17 protein-coding genes are annotated in these 18113 nt (G+C 59.5%); 9 read left to right on the forward strand and 8 right to left on the reverse strand.

Annotation, left to right across the window (positions count from 1 at the left end; translation table 11 throughout):
- Positions 1 to 18: 18 nt before the first annotated feature.
- The 4 genes from pheS to infC form a co-directional block, all read right to left on the reverse strand.
- Positions 19 to 1101 (reverse strand): phenylalanine--tRNA ligase subunit alpha, encoded by a 1083-nt coding sequence (pheS, locus tag BLW69_RS17760; protein ID WP_062454092.1) that lies wholly within the window; start codon positions 1099 to 1101, stop codon positions 19 to 21.
- A gap of 164 nt (positions 1102 to 1265) precedes the next feature.
- Positions 1266 to 1670 (reverse strand): 50S ribosomal protein L20, encoded by a 405-nt coding sequence (gene rplT, locus BLW69_RS17765; protein WP_062454093.1) that lies wholly within the window; start codon positions 1668 to 1670, stop codon positions 1266 to 1268.
- 42 nt (positions 1671 to 1712) lie between these two features.
- Positions 1713 to 1916, reverse strand: a complete 204-nt coding sequence (gene rpmI / locus BLW69_RS17770; RefSeq protein WP_046793986.1) for a 50S ribosomal protein L35 — start codon at positions 1914 to 1916, stop codon at positions 1713 to 1715.
- Positions 1917 to 2114: 198 nt separating this feature from the next.
- A complete protein-coding gene (infC, locus tag BLW69_RS17775; RefSeq protein ID WP_062454094.1) occupies positions 2115 to 2651 on the reverse strand; it encodes a translation initiation factor IF-3 in 537 nt (178 codons plus the stop codon).
- Between the two features lie 219 nt (positions 2652 to 2870).
- On the opposite strand from infC, the gene BLW69_RS17780 reads away from it, so the two are divergent.
- Positions 2871 to 3671, forward strand: coding sequence for an alpha/beta hydrolase (locus BLW69_RS17780; protein WP_062454095.1), 801 nt, complete (start codon positions 2871 to 2873; stop codon positions 3669 to 3671).
- 207 nt (positions 3672 to 3878) lie between these two features.
- Positions 3879 to 4421 (forward strand): transglutaminase-like cysteine peptidase, encoded by a 543-nt coding sequence (locus tag BLW69_RS17785; protein WP_244474020.1) that lies wholly within the window; start codon positions 3879 to 3881, stop codon positions 4419 to 4421.
- A 125-nt stretch (positions 4422 to 4546) separates the two neighbouring features.
- Here the strand turns inward: BLW69_RS17785 and mbfA are convergent, their stop codons facing one another.
- Entirely contained in the window at positions 4547 to 5530 is a 984-nt protein-coding gene (mbfA, locus tag BLW69_RS17790; protein WP_092663862.1) for an iron exporter MbfA, read from the reverse strand.
- 254 nt (positions 5531 to 5784) lie between these two features.
- On the opposite strand from mbfA, the gene BLW69_RS17795 reads away from it, so the two are divergent.
- Together BLW69_RS17795 and BLW69_RS17800 are read left to right on the forward strand one after the other, a co-directional pair.
- Entirely contained in the window at positions 5785 to 6891 is a 1107-nt protein-coding gene (locus BLW69_RS17795) for a TRAP transporter substrate-binding protein (protein ID WP_092664125.1), read from the forward strand.
- A 161-nt stretch (positions 6892 to 7052) separates the two neighbouring features.
- On the forward strand, positions 7053 to 8153 hold the full coding sequence (locus BLW69_RS17800; protein ID WP_092663864.1) for a TRAP transporter substrate-binding protein: 1101 nt from the start codon (positions 7053 to 7055) through the stop codon (positions 8151 to 8153).
- A gap of 93 nt (positions 8154 to 8246) precedes the next feature.
- Here the strand turns inward: BLW69_RS17800 and BLW69_RS22850 are convergent, their stop codons facing one another.
- Positions 8247 to 8414 carry a hypothetical protein gene (locus tag BLW69_RS22850; protein ID WP_092663866.1) on the reverse strand — a complete coding sequence of 56 codons (168 nt, stop codon included), beginning with the start codon at positions 8412 to 8414 and terminating at the stop codon, positions 8247 to 8249.
- Between the two features lie 143 nt (positions 8415 to 8557).
- Here BLW69_RS22850 and BLW69_RS17810 point away from each other — a divergent pair, with 143 nt between their 5' ends.
- Positions 8558 to 9175 carry a TetR/AcrR family transcriptional regulator gene (locus tag BLW69_RS17810; RefSeq protein ID WP_092663868.1) on the forward strand — a complete coding sequence of 206 codons (618 nt, stop codon included), beginning with the start codon at positions 8558 to 8560 and terminating at the stop codon, positions 9173 to 9175.
- 144 nt (positions 9176 to 9319) lie between these two features.
- The gene (locus BLW69_RS17815) at positions 9320 to 10465 is read left to right on the forward strand and encodes an MFS transporter (RefSeq protein WP_244508882.1); all 1146 of its coding nucleotides are present in this window, start codon (positions 9320 to 9322) and stop codon (positions 10463 to 10465) included.
- 40 nt (positions 10466 to 10505) lie between these two features.
- On the opposite strand, the gene BLW69_RS17820 is transcribed toward BLW69_RS17815, so the two are convergent.
- Together BLW69_RS17820 and BLW69_RS17825 are read right to left on the reverse strand one after the other, a co-directional pair.
- Entirely contained in the window at positions 10506 to 11027 is a 522-nt protein-coding gene (locus BLW69_RS17820) for a GNAT family N-acetyltransferase (RefSeq protein WP_092663872.1), read from the reverse strand.
- A 17-nt stretch (positions 11028 to 11044) separates the two neighbouring features.
- Positions 11045 to 11623, reverse strand: a complete 579-nt coding sequence (locus tag BLW69_RS17825; protein ID WP_092663873.1) for a helix-turn-helix domain-containing protein — start codon at positions 11621 to 11623, stop codon at positions 11045 to 11047.
- A 172-nt stretch (positions 11624 to 11795) separates the two neighbouring features.
- On the opposite strand from BLW69_RS17825, the gene BLW69_RS17830 reads away from it, so the two are divergent.
- The 3 genes from BLW69_RS17830 (at position 11796) to BLW69_RS17840 (ending at position 18105) form a co-directional block, all read left to right on the forward strand.
- Positions 11796 to 13043 carry an MFS transporter gene (locus BLW69_RS17830; protein WP_092663875.1) on the forward strand — a complete coding sequence of 416 codons (1248 nt, stop codon included), beginning with the start codon at positions 11796 to 11798 and terminating at the stop codon, positions 13041 to 13043.
- Positions 13044 to 13115: 72 nt separating this feature from the next.
- Positions 13116 to 14939, forward strand: coding sequence for a translation elongation factor 4 (gene lepA, locus BLW69_RS17835; RefSeq protein WP_062454104.1), 1824 nt, complete (start codon positions 13116 to 13118; stop codon positions 14937 to 14939).
- Positions 14940 to 15159: 220 nt separating this feature from the next.
- The gene (locus tag BLW69_RS17840) at positions 15160 to 18105 is read left to right on the forward strand and encodes a PAS domain-containing protein (protein WP_092663876.1); all 2946 of its coding nucleotides are present in this window, start codon (positions 15160 to 15162) and stop codon (positions 18103 to 18105) included.
- The last annotated feature ends 8 nt before the right edge of the window (positions 18106 to 18113 follow it).

Consider the following 18113-nt stretch of genomic DNA (forward strand, 5'->3'; position numbering starts at 1 on the left):
CGTCCGCAATGGTTCCGGTTACTGGCTCAACCCACCAAACAATGTCGGCATGTCGAGCGGACGGAAACCGTAGTGGTTCATCCAGCGCACGTCGGCATTGAAGAAGTCGCGCAGGTCCGGCATGCCGTATTTCAGCATGGCGATACGATCGAGGCCCATGCCCCAGGCAAAGCCCTGATATTCATCCGGATCCAGCCCGCCGGCGCGCAGCACGTTTGGATGCACCATGCCGCAGCCGAGGATTTCCATCCAGTCGGTGCCTTCGCCGAACTTCACGATCGGTCCTGAACGGTCGCACTGGATATCGACTTCGAAGGACGGTTCGGTGAACGGGAAGAAGGACGGACGAAACCGCATCGTCACTGACGGCACTTCGAAGAAGGTCTTGCAGAACTCTTCCAGCACATAACGCAGATTGCCCACATGCGCCTTCTTGTCGACCACGAGGCCTTCGACCTGGTGGAACATCGGCGAATGGGTCGCGTCGGAATCCTGGCGGTAGGTCTTGCCGGGAATGATGATGCGGATCGGCGGGTCCTGCGCCTCCATGGTGCGAACCTGGACCGGCGAAGTATGGGTGCGCAGCACCTTGCGCTCACCCTTCTCATCCGGCTGGAAGAAGAACGTGTCGTGCATTTCGCGGGCGGGATGGCCTTCGGGGAAATTCAGCGCGGTGAAGTTATAGTAGTCGGTCTCGACATCAGAGCCCTCGGCGATCGAGAAGCCCATGTCTGCGAAGATCGCGGTGATCTCGTCTGTGATCTGGCTGATCGGGTGGATACGGCCGCGCTCGGCTGGAGAGGAGCGCACCGGCAGCGACACGTCGAGCGTCTCGGCCTTCAGACGCGCGTCGATCGCTGCGTCCTTCAGCATCGTCTTGCGGCTCGTGATCGCCTCGGTGACCTCGGTCTTCAGCGCGTTGATTGCGGCGCCGCGGGTCTGGCGTTCTTCCGCAGACATGCCGCCGAGCGTCTTCAGGAGCTCGGAGACGGAGCCTTTCTTGCCAAGCGCATTGACGCGCACGGCTTCGATCGATGCCTCATCGCTGGCACCTTCGATTTCAGCCAGAAGCGAGGTTTTCAGATTTTCCAGATCGGACATGATGTGTTCCGTTGATGCTCGGACAATGAAGCGAATGAGAGTGTAAATACCAATGCGAATGCTGGCAGACAAAACATGAAAGCAGACAAAAGAAAAACCCGCGCCAGCTCACTGCCAGCGCGGGTTCCCCAAAATCTATCAGCTACAAGCTTGGGAAGCGCTGGTTACTTGACCGCGCTTTCAAACTCGTTCTTCGTGCCGGCGTCCTTGAGGTAGGCCAGAGCCGTCTTGGAAGCTTCGACGAGAGCGCCGAATGCTGCAGGCTCATGGATTGCCAGGTCGGACAGGACCTTGCGGTCGACTTCGATGCCAGCCTTGTTAAGTCCGTCGATGAAGCGGCCGTAGGTCAGGCCGGATTCGCGCACAGCGGCGTTGATACGCTGGATCCAGAGAGCGCGGAAGTTGCGCTTCTTGACGCGACGGTCGCGCGTTGCGAACTGACGCGAACGATCGACTGCTGCCTTTGCGGCGCGGATGGTATTCTTGCGGCGGCCGTAGAAGCCCTTGGCTGCCTTGAGTGTCTTGGTGTGCTTGGCGCGGGAAGTTACGCCACGTTTTACGCGTGCCATGTCATGATCTCCTTAAAACTGTTCCAAATCGTCGAATGAGTCTTAGAGACCGTTCGGCAGGTAGTTCTTGATAACCTTCTTGCCGTCAGGCTCAGCGAGGATCATCGTGCCGCGTGCATCGCGGATGAACTTGTTGGAACGCTTGATCATGCCGTGGCGCTTGCCAGCAGCGGCGGCAACGACCTTACCGGTCGCGGTTACCTTGAATCGCTTCTTGGCAGCCGATTTCGTCTTCATCTTGGGCATTTTGCTACTCCATAATTGTATCGGAACCGCAGACGATGCGAATTCCAAGCATTTTGAACTGCCACGGCATGCCCTGCCGGACCGTTCGGACGCGCGCTTATAACCGCAGCGGATCGAAAGCGCAATGGGATAAGAAGAATGGCGTGATGCCGCCGAAACCCTGGCCTTGGAAAAGGCACGGGGCGATTGGCGTGGCGCTTACTTCGGCGCCAGCACCATCATCATCTGGCGGCCTTCGAGCTTGGGCTCGGCTTCCACCTTGGCAATTTCAACAGTGTCTTCCTTGACCTGCAGCAGAAGCTTCATGCCGAGTTCCTGGTGGGCCATTTCGCGGCCACGGAACTTCAGCGTCACCTTTACCTTGTCGCCTTCTTCAAAGAACCTGTTCATCGCCTTCATCTTCACCTCATAGTCATGGGTGTCGATGTTCGGGCGCATCTTGATTTCTTTGATTTCGACGATCTTCTGCTTCTTGCGCGCTTCGGACGCCTTCTTCTGGTTCGCGTATTTCAGCTTACCAAGATCGAGGATCTTGCATACCGGCGGATCGTTGTTCGGCGAGATCTCGACGAGATCGAGTCCGGCGTCCTCGGCCATCTTGAGGGCCTGGTCGGTCGGTATCGCACCGAGATTCAAGCCTTCGGCATCGATAAGCTGGACCTTGGGAACGCGGATTTCCCGGTTTGAGCGCGGGCCTTCCTTGACGGGGGCATCGGCTTTGAATGGTCTGCGAATGGTCGTGTTCTCCTAGATAATTTCAGCACGCAGCAACGACAATTCCTCGCTTGGCTGCAGCCGAAAGCGGAATGTCGTCATCACTGGATAGATGTCAATACCATATACGCGGGGAAAAATCACCTGCTGCAATCGTCTGACAATGTGATTTATAGATGCCCACCTTTCAGTATGCCTCTGTTTGACGCAATCGGAGGCTGCGACGTCAAGGAGACCCACATGTCAGCGACCGCCCCATCAGACCTTATCCGCATTCCGGTTGGCACCGCAGAGACAATGCGCGAGATCGCAATTCTCGTCAGGCCGGCATCCGCTTCCAACGACAACGCGGCTTTCGTCTGGCTCGGCGGCTACCGATCGGACATGACGGGCACCAAAGCCGTCGAACTCGACGCGCTGGCCGAGACGCTCGGCACCGAGTGCATCCGCTTCGACTATTCCGGCCACGGCGTCTCCGGCGGCGCGTTTCGCGACGGCACGATTTCCCGCTGGCTGGAGGAGGCTCTTGCCGTGCTCGACCACACGAAACCCAAGAGCGTAGTGCTGGTCGGCTCGTCGATGGGCGGCTGGATCGCGCTTCGTGTGGCTCAAGAGCTTAAGAAGCGTGGCGGGTCGCCCAAAGTCGAGGGTATGGTGCTGATTGCCCCCGCCCCCGATTTTACGGGGGAGCTGATCGAGCCACACCTGACGGATGAGCAGCGGCAGTCGCTTGCAGTCAACGGCTATGTCGAGGAACCCTCCGAATATAGCAGCGAACCTGATATCTACACCCGCGACCTGCTTGAGGATGGAGCACGCAACCGAGTACTGACCGGCATTATCGAAACCGGTTGCCCTGTGCATATCCTTCAGGGAATGAACGACCGCGACGTGCCTTATGAACACGCGCTGAAACTCATGGAATTCCTGCCTGCCGACGACGTGACGCTGACGCTTGTACGTGACGGTGATCACCGCCTTTCCAGACCTCAGGATATCGAAAAAATGAGGGGTGCAATCATGGGCCTAATAAATAAATGAGTAAATTTTGGGCTGATGCGAGAATGCAGCATTGTTAACCATAAAGCAGTTTTAATGAAGATTAACAAAACCTGAACGATTGACTTGACCCCCATTCGGCCCTTAACTTTTCGTTAGGACTTTAAGGGACGGGTCATGATGAAAGCCTTGCTGGTACGGCGCTTTGCGGTGATCCTTTTGTGCGCGCTGGTGCCTGCGGGCGCCGCAATGCCGGCTCCGCGGTCGATTGCATCGATGGTGACCGGTGACGTGACGTCGCAACCGATCGGCCATTTCGAGTTCTGCCAGCGCCTGCCCGCGGAATGTTCTCTGAAGAGCCGGTCGGCGCCCGCTCCCAAACTCAACGAAGACAGCTGGCAAACGGTTCGCCGGATCAACCTGGAAGTCAACGAGCGCTATATCGCCAAGACCGACATGGATGCTTACGGTCGGGAAGAGTTCTGGACCTATCCGACCATCTTCGCCGACTGCGAGGATTTCGCGTTGCAGAAGCGCAAGGAACTGGCCGAAGCAGGCTTCAGTTATTCCGACCTTCTGATGACGGTCGTGCGCAAGCCGGATGGAGAAGGTCACGCCGTTCTGACGCTTCGCACTGCGGATGGAGATTTCATTCTCGACAATCTTGATAACGATGTCCTGCCCTGGACAGCCACGCATTACACGTTCCTGAAGCGCCAGGCTTCGTTCAACGCAGGGCGTTGGGTCACCATCGAAAATGGCCGCGACCTTCTCGTCGGCGCTCTCCGGTAGAGCCGGCTTGCAGACGACGGGCCGTATCAACCGGTCGAAATGACAAGACCCGCCCTGCTTTTGCAGCGGCGGGTCTTCTTTTTTGCTGTCGATGCGCCGGCTGCGGCGAACCGATAACCTGCGCCTTATCCATTGCCGATCAGGATACCGGCGGCCAGGACCAGCGAGCCGCCGAACACGACCTGGAAGACAGCCTTGAAGAACGGTGTCTCCATATATCGGTTCTGAATGAAGGCGATCGCCCAGAGTTCGAAGAAGACGATGATCGCCGCAACGATGGTGGCCGTCCAGAAATGCGGAATGAGATAGGGTAGTGTATGGCCGAGGCCGCCGATCGCGGTCATGATGCCTGAGGCAAATCCACGCTTGATGGGGGAGCCGCGACCGGAAATCTTGCCATCGTCGTGTGCCGCTTCGGTAAAGCCCATCGAGATACCCGCACCGACCGATGCGGACAGACCTATCAGGAAGGTCGACCAGGTATCGCCCGTGGCGAATGCTGCCGCAAAGATTGGCGCCAATGTCGAAACCGAGCCATCCATGAGGCCGGCAAGCCCTGGCTGGACATAGGTCAGGATGAACTGACGCCGGGCAGACAGGTCTTCTTCCGAACGCGCTTCGTCGGGCACATGCTTTTCGCCGAGCATCCGGGCGATGTCTTCATGCCCCTCCTCCGCCAGTGCCAGATCGCCCAGCAGCTGCCGCGTCGAGGCATCCGATACCCGTTTGGCGGCCTCGCGGTAGAAATTTGCCGCCTGACGCTCCATCGCCTCCGTCTGTTCGCGGATCTTGTCGAGCGGCAGATTGCGCATCAGCCAGTCGGGCTTGCGGGCGTAAAATCCCTGCACATGCTCTCTGCGGATCAGCGGAATGTTCTCGCCGAAGCGGGAGCGAAACATCTGGATCAGCATGTTCTTGTGGGTCTGCTCGACCTCGGCCATGTCCTCGAACACCTTTGCGGAGCTCGGATATGCCTCTTTCAGGTTCTTCGCGTAGGAGAGATAGATGCGCGCGTCCTCCTCTTCCGACGAGATGGCAAGAGCGAGGATTTCCTCTTCGCTCAGCGACAAAAACGCCCGGCGGGACCCGGGCACCAAACGAGTGAACATCGAAGCTCCTTATTAGAATAATTCTAACCTAACTTTTTTGTGTGAAAGTTCAAGTCACTCCAAACCGTGCCCTTTGATCCGTTTGAGAAAAAAAATCGCGCGCAATATTCGCAAACCAATGCTGCAGCGCAGCGCAACTTCCTGCACTTTTTACTTGCCGGTGACGAAATGATCGGATTAAGAGCAGACGCCGGTGAGGACCGGTGAAATGAAGTTACCGGCCGTCAAGGGCCAGTCAGAAAGGCATGACCCGTATGAACCGCAGACATTTCTTTCGGCAGGCAGGGACCGCCGGAATCGGCGCAGTTGCAGCCGGGGCTCTTGCCGCTCCCGCGATCGCGCAGGAAAGTCCCAAGCTCACCTGGAGGATGACATCCTCCTTTACCAAGAACACCGACATCCTCTGGGCCGCATCCACCGATATCGCGCAAAGCGTCAAGGAAGCGACGGACGGCAACTTCACCATCCACACCTTCGCGGCCGGCGAAATTGTGCCCGGCCTTCAGGCGGCAGACGCTGTTTCCAACGGAACCGTCGAAATGGCGCATACCTGCTCCTACTATTACATTGGCAAGGATCCGACATTCGCGCTCGGGACGTCGGTGCCCTTCGGTCTTAATGCCCGCCAGACGAACTCCTGGTTCTCGATCGGCGGCGGCAACGACCTGCTCAACGAATTCCTCGGCAACTACAATCTCTATGCGCTGCCGGCCGGCAATACGGGTGCCCAGATGGGTGGCTGGTTCCGCAAGGAGATCAACACGATCGATGACCTGAAGGGTCTGAAGATGCGCATCGCCGGTCTTGCCGGCCAGGTGATGACCAAGCTCGGCGTCACGCCGCAGCAGATCGCCGGCGGCGACGTTTATGCGGCGCTCGAAAAGGGCACGATCGATGCGACCGAATTCGTCGGTCCGTATGACGATCAGAAGCTCGGCTTCGTGAAGGTCGCGAAATACTACTACTACCCGGCATGGTGGGAAGGCGGCCCGGCCGTCCACGCCTTCTTCAACCGCGACAAGTTCAACAATCTGCCGAAATCCTATCAGCGCATTCTGAAAGATGCCTGCGCCAACGCCAACATGAACATGCTGGCGCGCTACGATGCTAGCAACGCCAAGGCGCTGCGTCAGCTGGTGTCGGAAGGTGCCGTGCTGAAGGCCTTCAACCAGCAGATCCTCGATGCCAGCTATGCGGCGGCGCAGGAAACCTATGCTGAAATCACGGCCAAGAACGCTGCCTTCAAGAAGATCTACGACAGCCAGCAGGCCTTCAAGAAGGATGCCTATCTCTGGGCGCAGATTGCCGACTACACCTACGACACGTTCATGATGATCCAGCAGCGCAACGGCAAGCTCTGATTATCAAGCGCACCTGCTCAATCGAGAACCCCGGCCCAGCCCGGGGTTTTCCTTTTGCGGCAAGGCAAACACTGTCGACTCCTCTTGTCGGAGCCGGGAAAAGAGCTTTAAGACCAAGACGGCTTGAACGAGATTTTTCAGACATCTCAGGAGGATATTTCATGGATCGCAGACGTTTCCTGCACAATGCTACCACTGCCGGCATCGGCGCCGCGGCTGCCGCTTTGGCCACGCCGGCGATCGCCCAGGAGCGTCCGAAGATCACCTGGCGGCTGACATCGTCCTTTCCAAAGAGCCTGAACATCATCTTCGATGCGGCGACCCAGATCGCCAACAGCGTCAAAAATTCGACGGACGGCAATTTCATCATCCAGACCTATGGCGCCGGTGAACTGGTGCCGGCTCTGCAGGCCGCCGACGCGGTTGCCAACGGCACGGTCGAGATGGCGCATACATGCTCCTATTATTACATCGGACAGGATCCCGCCTTTGCGCTCGGCACCGCCATTCCGTTCGGCCTCAATGCCCGCATGACGAATGCCTGGTTCCTGAACGGCGGCAATGATCTGATCAACGAGTTCCTTGCGCCGCGTGGCCTCTACGCGCTGCCGGCCGGCAATAGCGGCACCCAGATGGGCGGCTGGTTCCGCAAGGAGATCAACACGATTGACGACCTGAAGGGTCTGAAGATGCGCATCGCCGGTCTCGCCGGCCAGGTGATGCAGAAGGTTGGCGTGACGCCCCAGCAGATTGCCGGCGGCGATGTCTATGCAGCGCTCGAAAAGGGCACGATCGATGCGACCGAATTCGTCGGTCCGTATGACGATCAGAAGCTCGGCTTCGTCAAGGTCGCCAAATACTACTACTACCCGGCATGGTGGGAAGGCGGCCCGGCCATGCATGCCTTCTTCAACCTCGAAAAATTCAACAGCCTGCCGAAGAGCTACCAGCAGATTCTGACCGATGCCTGTGCGGCAGCCAACATGAGCATGCTTGCTAATTACGACGCGCACAACGCTGTCGCCCTGAAAAAACTGGTCGGCGAAGGCGCTATCCTGAAGGCCTTCAACCGCGACATTCTGGATGTCTGTTTCAAGGCTGCGATGGAAACCTATGCCGAGCTTTCGCAGAAGAGCCCAGCCTTCAAGAAGATCTATGATCACCAGCAGGCGTTCAAGAAGGATTCCTATCTCTGGGCGCAGGTGGCCGAATACAGCTACGACACGTTCATGATGATGCAGCAGCGCGCAGGGACGCTTTGAGCATCGAATAAAACGATGAAAGCCCCGCACGCGACGGGGCTTTCGAAACTTTTGAAAGCTTCGGCCTATCTTTTCAGACGGGCCTCAATGACCTTAGCTACCGGTATTCGGTCGATTGCTGCCGACATTGGTATTTGTCGAAGCGGTCTTGCCGTCGGCGCTCTGGCCGTAATAGGTACCACCGAGGTGGCCGCCGGAACTGGTGTTTTCCACCTGGCGTTCTGCGCGCTTTACAGCCTGTTCTACGTCACTCTTGCTCATAATGTCCTCCAGCTTTTGGGGTTGGTGACGGTGTTTCCAACTCAACTCTCAAAGATCTGTTCCCGAAAAACCGACATCTCGCTTGACGACAACATAATCCGATCCTATTTGGAAACGATCATTTCCTAATTAGGCAATCCGCTATGACGACCGAAACCCTCACCGATACAGCGCGAATGGCAGGCCGCCCGCGCGAGTTCGAAATCGAGGCGGCGCTGGACAAAGCGATCGTCGTGTTTTCCGAGCAGGGTTATCACGCGACGTCGATTGCGGACCTCAAGGACGCGATGGGGCTGACGGCCGGAAGCCTCTACAAGGCGTTCAAGGACAAGAAGGCGATCTTTCTCGCCTCCTTCGATCGCTACAAGCAGGTGCGCAACGCAGCCCTTGCAGACGCGATAGCCGTTGGCGGCAACGGCCGCGACCGCATGCGTCTTGCGCTGCATCACTATGCAAACTCGGCGCATGGCGAACTTGGCCGACGCGGATGCCTCGTCGTCGGCGCTGCCGTCGAACTTGCGCTTTTCGATCTCGAAACGGATCAGCGCGTGAAACTATCGCAAGCCCGGATTGAAGGTCTGTTCGAAAACCTGGTTCGGGAGGGCCAGGCGGACGGATCGATTTCGGATCGGAGCGATCCCGAGGTGACGGCGCAGTTCTTCTACGCCGTGATCCAGGGACTGCGGATCGCGGGAAAGGCCGGACAGGGCCAGGAACGCGCCATCGCCACCGTGGAAACCGCGCTCAGAATTCTCGACTGACAGCACGTCTGTTTTCTCCCTCCCCTTTTCTCCTCCCAAGAGCCAGCCATGACATCCCCATTTTCTTCTCCCGCTCGTCGGGCTTCGCCGGACGCCGAAACGGCGGCCACATCGCCAAGCGCAGCGCCCACCCTCTCCCCGGTAATGGCCTTCACCATGGCCGCCGCGGCCGGTCTGATCGCCGCCAACCTTTATTATGCGCAGCCGCTTGCAGGCCCGATTGCCGCATCGATCGGCCTTTCCGAAAGCGCCACCGGCCTGATCGTGACGCTGACGCAGATCGGCTATGGTCTCGGCCTGCTCTTCATGGTGCCGCTCGGTGATCTCGTCGAGAACCGCCGGCTGATCATCCTGATGATTTCCGCCACGAGCGTTGCCCTGATCGCGGCCGGGCTTTCGACGACGCCGCTTCCCTTCCTCGCGGCATCGCTTGCGATCGGCATCACCTCCACTGCGGTCCAGATGATCGTGCCGTTTGCTGCAAACCTTGCACCGGAAGAGAGCCGAGGCCGGGTGGTCGGAAACATCATGAGCGGGCTGATGATCGGCATCATGATGGCGCGGCCGGTCGCGAGCTTTATCGCGGGCTTCTCGTCGTGGCATACGGTGTTCTTCCTGTCGGCTGCGGTGATGGTTGCCGTCGGTCTGGTGCTGTCCGTCCGCCTGCCGAGACGCATGCCGAAGACGACACTCCGCTATCCGGGCCTGATCGCGTCGATGGGACGGATCTATACGACGCAGCCGCTTTTGCGCCGACGGTCCTTCTACCAGTTCGCCCAGTTCTTCGCGTTCAGCCTGTTCTGGACGGTGACGCCGCTGCTGCTGGCAGGGCCCGCTTTCCAGCTGGGACAGGGCGCCATCGCCATCTTCGCGCTTGTCGGCGTCGCCGGTGCCGTTGCGTCTCCGATCGCCGGACGGTTGGCCGACCGCGGACTTGGCAGGCCGGCAACTGCATTCGGCATCCTCGCCGTCGTTGCCGCCTTCCTAATGACGCATATTGCGCCTGAAGGTTCGACCATTGCGCTGATGATGCTGGGTCTGGCTGCCATCGCGCTCGATTTCGGCGTGTCGATGACGCTGGTGATCGGCCAGCGATCAATCTACGGCCTTGATGCAGAGCTGCGCAGCCGTTTGAACGGCCTGTTCATGGCAACCTTCTTTGTCGGCGGAGCACTGGGTTCGGCAATCGGCGCCTGGGCCTATGCGCAAGGCGGCTGGCTTGCCGCATCGGCGATCGGCCTCGCCCTGCCGGCCGCAGCCTTTGCTTATTTCCTCACGGAAAAACGATGACGAGATATGGCCCGCGTGTTTTGCGGGCCACTCATGGCGCTTACCCGATCCGCTTGTAAAACAGCGTCGTGCCGCAAAGGCCGCCCTGTGGCCAAAGGGCGTAATCGGGAATGACGCCGACGCGTTCCCAGCCGAAGCGGGGATAGATGCGCTCCGCGTCGCTGCCGGTTGCGGTGTCCAGCACCAGAAGCGTGCGTCCCTGCCGTGCGGCTTCCGCTTCGACGGCCTCCATCAGCTTGCGCGAAAGGCCAAGGCCGCGGGCATCGCGGTGGACGATGAGTTTCATCAGGTCGCCCCGATGCGGCTGGTTCGGTTTCGACGCAAGACCGATCTGGACGGTGCCGACCGCGCGGCCATCGACCTCGGCGACAGCCAGGATGATGGCACCCTTTTCCACTTCGTCGGCGATGCCGTTCCAGTATGCGGTCGCATCGTGAGATTGGAAAGGCAGCATGAAGCCCAGCGATGCGCCGCCATTGATGCAATCGGACAGGATGTCACTGAGATCGGGGATCGCAGCGCGGGTGGCGACGGCATCGAGTATACGGATGGTCGGGGTCATTGTTTGCTCCTGTGGCGTCAGCGGCCGCGGTTGAGGATCACCGCATAGCGGGCGGGGCGATCACTCGGATTGTGGAATTCGAAGGCGTCGCCGATATCCATGAACAGGCAGTCGCCGGGCATGAGACGGTGGGTCACGTCCGGAAGCACCATGTTCAGTTCCCCCTCGAACAGCCAGACATGCTGGGTCATGATCCGGCTTTCCTCGCGCGGCGGGAAACTGACACGTGCACCGGCCGGAAACTCCACCTCGACGATATCGATCGGTGTCGGCATGCCCGGCGGCGAGACGGAGCGGCGCAGATATCCGGTGGTCGGATCGCGCCACAGCCTTTGCTCGGTCTTCTTCGACAGAGGTGATGATGACGGCTCGTCTGGCGCAAAGAAGGTGGAGAGGCTTTGACCCAGTCCTTCGCAGAGCCTTGCCAGCAGCGCGGCCGTCGGGCTCGCCTCTGCGCGTTCGATGCGCGAAATCATCGCCCGGCTGACACCGGAGCGCACCGACAGTTCGTCCAGCGTTAGCCCTGCAGAGGCCCGTAGCGCCTTCAGCCTTTCGCCAATCGCCAGTTCGATTTCGCTGTCTGAATTTTCCATTATCAGAGATATAAATTCTCTTTTGATGGAATCAAGAGATTTGCGAAGGCTGGATGAATTTTTAAAGGTGATGGCGTTTCCGCGATAGCGAATGTCCCATTCGATACGCTATGGATCGTCGACCGAGCAGCCGCGCCGGTAGCGCCAAGGTTTCATCAAAATCAGGATTTTCGACATGAATGGACGAGCGGCTGTATCGCCCTTTTCAATCGCCAGCATCGTCGTCTCGATGACGATCGCCGCGATCGGAAGCGGCATCATGTTCGCCTACGTGCCGTTCATGCTGACACGATCGGAAACGCCTTGGGCGGCAGGTGCTGCGGTAACGGCCGTCGCATTCGGCGGGCTCATCGGCTGCGTGCTCGGCGGACCGCTGATCAAGCGGGTTGGCCATGCGCGACTGTTTGCCTGCTCGATGGCGATGGTCATCATTGCGGCCGTGCTGATTGCCGCCGACCTTCCCGCCTATATCTGGATTTTTGCGCGCGGCATTTACGGCGCCGCCGCCAACGTCAACTTCATCATCGCCCAGAGCTGGCTCAACCACGCCGCCTCCAACGAATGGCGTGGCAAGGCGATGTCGTTCTTCTACATGGCCTATGTTCTGGGCCTCGGCTGCGGCAACTGGATTTTCGGCCAGATCCCGACCGACGGCAATCTTGCGCCGTTGGCGGTGGTTTTCTTTACCGCGCTTGCGATCCTGCCAATCGGGCTGACCCGCCTGCCGAACCCGCCGGCCCCGGCGCGCGTCAATGTCGATATCAAGATGGCCTGGAAGATCTCGCCGGTCGGGCTGGTCGGCGTGCTTGCCTCGGGCGGTCTTTCGATGGTGGTGCAGGGCTTCCTGCCGATCTATGCCTCGACCAACAACGTGTCGCAGACCGATGTCGCGATGCTGATGTTCGTGATGCAGACCGGGCTTTTGTTCGTGCAGTATCCGCTCGGCATCCTGTCGGACCGGATGGACCGACGCTATGTGCTTCTAATCACCTGCGTGCTCATCGTGTTTGCCGGTTTCGGAGCGTTTTTCTCCTCCTTCTCGCATCTCTATCTCCTGATGATCATGTTCCTGATCTTCGGGGGTTCTGTCGAGACGGTGTATTCGGTGGCAAACGCCCACGCCAACGACCGCGCCGACCCCGGCGATTTCGTGCCGCTCTCCTCGACCCTTCTCGTTGCATGGTCGACGGCCGCGACGATCGTGCCGCTCGCGGTCACGATGCTGACACCTATTCTCGGCGGAAAAACCTTCATCGTCGCGGCGATGGCGGTGGCTGTCGTCTATGGCCTGTTCGTGCTGCAGCGCCTGAAAGAACGCGGTCCGGCACCCGAGGCGGAGCGTGAGAGCCATGAAGTGCGCAGCGCCCAGCTTCCCAATGCAGCGGCGCTGACCGAACCCGGGGCTGTAAATCCCGGAAATTAACGCCTTTCATCCTCAACGAAAGGTTATCTTCCCTCTTTGCGGCAGACACGGGCGCTGCTATATGCGCGAGCCATGAGCACCAATTCCCGCACGCCGCTTGACCATATCCGCAATTTCTCGATCGTGGCGCATATCGACCACGGCAAATCGACGCTCGCCGATCGTCTAATCCAGACGACCGGCGGCCTTGCCGAACGCGACATGTCCGAGCAGGTTCTCGATTCGATGGATATCGAGCGCGAGCGCGGCATCACCATCAAGGCACAGACCGTGCGCCTGCACTACAAGGCGAATAACGGCGAGACCTACGTTCTCAACCTGATCGACACGCCCGGCCACGTCGACTTCGCCTACGAAGTGTCGCGTTCGCTGTCGGCCTGCGAAGGTTCGCTGCTGGTCGTCGATGCGTCACAGGGCGTCGAAGCGCAGACGCTTGCCAACGTCTATCAGGCGATCGACAACAATCACGAGATCGTCACGGTCCTCAACAAGATCGACCTGCCGGCCGCCGAGCCCGACCGCATCCGCGACCAGATCGAGGAAGTGATCGGCATCGACGCCAGCCAGGCCGTGCTGATCTCGGCAAAGACCGGCCTCGGCATTCCCGACGTTCTGGAAGCCATCGTCCACCAGCTGCCCCCGCCGAAGAGCGAGATGGGCGACAAGGGTCCGCTGAAGGCGCTGCTGGTCGACAGCTGGTACGACACCTATCTCGGCGTCATGGTTCTCGTTCGCATCCTTGATGGCGTGCTGACCAAGGGCCAGACCATCCGCATGATGGGCACCGATGCCAAGTATCAGGTGGAACGCGTCGGCGTTCTGACGCCGAAGATGCTGGCCGTCGATAGTCTCGGCCCGGGCGAGATCGGTTTCTTCACCGGCTCGATCAAGGAAGTGGCCGATACGCGCGTCGGCGATACCATTACCGAAGACAAGAAGCCGACCGCCAAGGCACTTCCGGGCTTCAAGCCTGCGCAGCCGGTCGTGTTCTGCGGCCTGTTCCCGGTCGATGCGGCCGATTTCGAAGACCTGCGTGCCGCGATGGGCAAGCTGCGCCTCAACGACGCTTCGTTCTCGTTCGAGATGGAATCGTCTGCGGCTCTGGGCTTCGGTTTCCGTTGCGGCTTCCTCGGACTGCTGCATCTCGAAATCATCCAGGAGCGTCTGGAACGCGAGTTCAACCTCGATCTGATCGCAACCGCGCCTTCGGTGGTCTATCAGCTGACCATGACCGACGGTTCCGAGCGCGAGCTGCACAACCCGGCCGACATGCCTGATGTCGTCAAGATCTCGGAAATCCGCGAACCTTGGATCAAGGCGACGATCCTGACCCCGGACGACTATCTCGGCGGCATCCTGAAGCTTTGTCAGGACCGCCGCGGCATCCAGACCGAGCTTACCTATGTGGGCAAGCGCGCGATGCTGACCTATGAACTGCCGCTCAACGAAGTGGTGTTCGATTTCTACGACCGTTTGAAGTCGATCTCCAAGGGCTATGCCTCGTTCGACTACCACCTGCACGGCTATCAGGAGGGCAACCTCGTGAAGATGTCGATCATGGTGAATGGCGAGCCTGTCGACGCGCTGTCGATGCTGGTGCACCGGACTGCTGCCGAAAAGCGAGGCCGCGACATGTGCGAGAAGCTGAAGGATCTGATCCCCAGGCACATGTTCAAGATCCCGATCCAGGCAGCCATCGGCGGCAACGTGATTGCCCGCGAGACGATTTCTGCGATGCGCAAGGACGTGACGGCGAAGTGCTACGGCGGCGACGCCACCCGCAAGCGCAAGCTGCTCGACAAGCAGAAGGAAGGCAAGAAGCGCATGCGGCAGTTCGGCAAAGTCGACATTCCGCAGGAAGCATTCATTGCAGCGCTGAAGATGAAAGACGATTGATTTGCACAGGGGCTGGTTCGAAAGAACCGGCCCTTTTTACTCGCCGAATGCTCGGTCAGCCGGATCATTTCGGGACAGGAATCAAAAGATCTGGGCCGGACCGCAATAAACGAACATATCGCGCCGTCCAAAGTTTGATAATCTGCAAAAATTGCTTTGAAAACCGCCGATTGACGGCATATTACCGGCGCCTATTCCATCACACGCATTTGGTGACGTCATGAACTATCAGGTCGTATCCGCGCATTGGCCTATTGGCGGAGGCGAGACCGGCGAGCTCATACGCCAGTTCGACTGGACGAAGACGTCTCTCGGGCTGATCAAAGACTGGCCTTCGCATCTGCGGATCAAGGTCAACTCGATGGTCAATTCGCCGATCCCGCAGGTTTTGATGTGGGGCGACGACCATGTGATGATCTACAATGACGGCTACAAGGAGATTGCCGGGGATTATCATCCACGCGCGCTCGGCGACAAGGTTTCCGCCGTCTGGCCGGAAATCTGGGAATGGAACAAGACAATCCTTGAAGCCGGCTTTCGGGGAGAGGTCCAGTCCTTCCGCGACCAGGTCATGGTGCTGAACCGTCATGGATCGCCTGAGGATGTCGTCTTCGATCTGTTCTACACGCCGATCTACGACGAAACCGGCAAGGTAGACGGTGTCCTGTGCACGGTGCTCGAAAACACCGAGAAGGTGCACGCGCTGAACGCCTTGGCTCAGAGCCAGGAAGAGCTCAGCCGCCTTACCAACGCGCTCCCCATCCTCGTCGGGTTCCTCGACCGCGACCATGTCTATCGCTTCGCCAATGACGGTTATCAGGAGTGGTTCGGACTAGCCGCCAGCGACGTCATTGGCAAGCATGCCGCGGAGGTGATCGGCAACGCCTATTACGCTGCCCGCATACCATTGCTTCAAAAAGCGCTCTCCGGCGAACGGGTGATCACGGACACGGTGATCAAACGTCCTGACGGAGAAGAACGGACAGCCGAAATCCGCTACGTTCCGCGCTTCACCTCCAAGGGTGAGATCGACGGCATCTATGTGCTGATCATCGATATCGAGGACCGCAAACAATCCGAGAACGCACTTCGTCGCAGCAATGAACGGTTCCGGGCCGCGGTCGCGGCCATCCATGGCGTGCTGTGGACCAACACCGCCGACGGCCGGATGCTGGGCGAACAGACGGCCTGGGCCACGCTGACCGGCCAGCGTTTCGACGAATACCAGGACTACGGCTGGGCAGATGCCGTGCATCCCGACGATCGGGAAGGTTCGGTCGCCAGCTGGCAGGCGGCCGTCGCGTCCAAATCCACCTATGTCTGGGAACATCGCGTCCGCCGCCATGACGGCCTCTATCGTACCTTTGCCATCCGCGGCGTGCCGATCATCGGTTCCTCGGGCGACATCGAGGAATGGGTCGGTGTCCATACCGATATCACCGAGCAGCGGGAAGCCGAATCGAACCTGCAGGACCATGCCAGCAACCTGGAACGGCAGGTCCGCCACCGCCTGCGGGCAGAGGAACAGCTAAGACAGCTGAACGAAAGCCTGGAAGCCCGCGTCGAATCGGAGATCGCCGAGAGGCGCCAGGCCGAACGGGCATTGCAGCAGGCGCAGAAGATGGAATCGATCGGTCAGCTGACCGGGGGCGTTGCGCATGACTTCAACAACCTGTTGCAGGTCGTTGCCGGCAATCTTCAGCTCTTGGCCAAGGACATTGTCGGCAATGCACAGGCGGAACGGCGTGTCGGCAATGCGCTTGCCGGCGTCAGCCGCGGTGCAAAGCTTGCCAGCCAGTTGCTGGCTTTCGGCCGCCGGCAGGCGCTGGAGCCACGCGTCATCAACATCAGCCGCTTTATTGCCGGAATGGACGATCTGCTGCGCCGTTCGCTCGGTGAGGCGGTTGAGGTCGAGGTAATTGCCAGCGGCGGGCTCTGGAACACCTATGCCGACCCGACACAGGTCGAAAACGCGCTTCTGAACCTCGCAATCAACGCACGTGATGCGATGGAGGGGTCCGGCAAATTGACGATTGAGGTGGGCAACGCCTTTCTCGACCAGGATTACGCTCGCACCCATGTGGAAGTCACGCCCGGTCAATACGTGATGCTGGCCGTGACGGACACGGGCGCCGGCATGGCGCCAGATATTCTCGATAAAGTGTTCGAGCCGTTCTTTTCCACCAAGCCAGAGGGCAAGGGAACCGGATTGGGACTGTCCATGGTCTACGGCTTCGTCAAGCAGTCCGGCGGGCATGTGAAGATTTACAGCGAGGTGAACGAGGGCACGACCGTGAAGGTCTACCTGCCGCGGTCCGTCGCCGATGAGGACCGCGAAGTGGTCGTCCAGGCCGGCCCGGTCGTCGGCGGCTCGGAAACCGTGCTGGTCGTGGAAGACGACGAGGCGGTGCGCAACACTGTTTTCGAGACGCTGACCGATCTCGGCTACCGCGTCCTGACGGCAAAGGATGCACAGGCCGGCCTCAACGTGGTCGAGAGCGGCATTCCAATCGACGTCATCTTTACCGACGTCGTGATGCCGGGCCCGCTGAAGAGCCGCGAAATGGCGCGTCGCGCAAAGGAGCGCCTGCCGCATCTCGCGGTGCTATTCACCTCCGGCTACACTGAAAATTCCATCGTCCACGGCGGCATTCTGGATGCCGGTGTCGAGCTCTTGTCAAAGCCCTATACCCGCGAGGCTTTGGCGCGCCGTATTCGCCATGTCATCGCCAACCAGAAGCAGGTGGACCAGGCGACCGCCCCCAGGGCGGAAACAGTCAAGCCCGTTGCCGAAGTTGCCGCCGCGACGCCGAAAACGCTGACGATCCTGCTGGTCGAAGACGACTTTCTGATCCGGGGAAACACGGCCGAGATGCTTGCCGAACTCGGCCATCAGGTAATCGAGGCTGGGACAGGAAAAGAAGCGCTGGTCGAGCTCGAAAGCAATTCGATCGATGTCCTGATCACCGATATCGGCCTGCCGGATACAGTCGGCGGTGATCTGGCGGTGCGTGCCGTGGCGGAAAAGCCCGACCTGACCGTCGTGTTCGCAACGGGAGAGAGCCACAAGCCGGACAACGCGCCACCCGGCTCCCGCCTTCTGCAGAAGCCTTACAACGAGATGGACCTTGCGGCGGTTCTGGCAGGCGTCAACGCGGGTTCGTAGTCCGGATC

It is taken from the genome of Rhizobium sp. NFR12 (genome assembly GCF_900108545.1).
GTDB lineage: Bacteria > Pseudomonadota > Alphaproteobacteria > Rhizobiales > Rhizobiaceae > Neorhizobium > Neorhizobium soli.

Bases quoted from the DNA above. Each gene is read 5' to 3' on its own strand.
- pheS (WP_062454092.1), bottom strand. From the start codon at position 1,101: ATGTCCGATCTGGAAAATCTGAAAACCTCGCTTCTGGCTGAAATCGAA.
- rplT (WP_062454093.1), bottom strand. From the start codon at position 1,670: ATGGCACGCGTAAAACGTGGCGTAACTTCCCGCGCCAAGCACACCAAG.
- rpmI (WP_046793986.1), bottom strand. From the start codon at position 1,916: ATGCCCAAGATGAAGACGAAATCGGCTGCCAAGAAGCGATTCAAGGTA.
- BLW69_RS17780 (WP_062454095.1), top strand. From the start codon at position 2,871: ATGTCAGCGACCGCCCCATCAGACCTTATCCGCATTCCGGTTGGCACC.
- BLW69_RS17785 (WP_244474020.1), top strand. From the start codon at position 3,879: ATGCCGGCTCCGCGGTCGATTGCATCGATGGTGACCGGTGACGTGACG.
- mbfA (WP_092663862.1), bottom strand. From the start codon at position 5,530: ATGTTCACTCGTTTGGTGCCCGGGTCCCGCCGGGCGTTTTTGTCGCTG.
- BLW69_RS17795 (WP_092664125.1), top strand. From the start codon at position 5,785: ATGAACCGCAGACATTTCTTTCGGCAGGCAGGGACCGCCGGAATCGGC.
- BLW69_RS17800 (WP_092663864.1), top strand. From the start codon at position 7,053: ATGGATCGCAGACGTTTCCTGCACAATGCTACCACTGCCGGCATCGGC.
- BLW69_RS22850 (WP_092663866.1), bottom strand. From the start codon at position 8,414: ATGAGCAAGAGTGACGTAGAACAGGCTGTAAAGCGCGCAGAACGCCAG.
- BLW69_RS17810 (WP_092663868.1), top strand. From the start codon at position 8,558: ATGACGACCGAAACCCTCACCGATACAGCGCGAATGGCAGGCCGCCCG.
- BLW69_RS17815 (WP_244508882.1), top strand. From the start codon at position 9,320: ATGGCCTTCACCATGGCCGCCGCGGCCGGTCTGATCGCCGCCAACCTT.
- BLW69_RS17820 (WP_092663872.1), bottom strand. From the start codon at position 11,027: ATGACCCCGACCATCCGTATACTCGATGCCGTCGCCACCCGCGCTGCG.
- BLW69_RS17830 (WP_092663875.1), top strand. From the start codon at position 11,796: ATGAATGGACGAGCGGCTGTATCGCCCTTTTCAATCGCCAGCATCGTC.
- lepA (WP_062454104.1), top strand. From the start codon at position 13,116: ATGAGCACCAATTCCCGCACGCCGCTTGACCATATCCGCAATTTCTCG.
- BLW69_RS17840 (WP_092663876.1), top strand. From the start codon at position 15,160: ATGAACTATCAGGTCGTATCCGCGCATTGGCCTATTGGCGGAGGCGAG.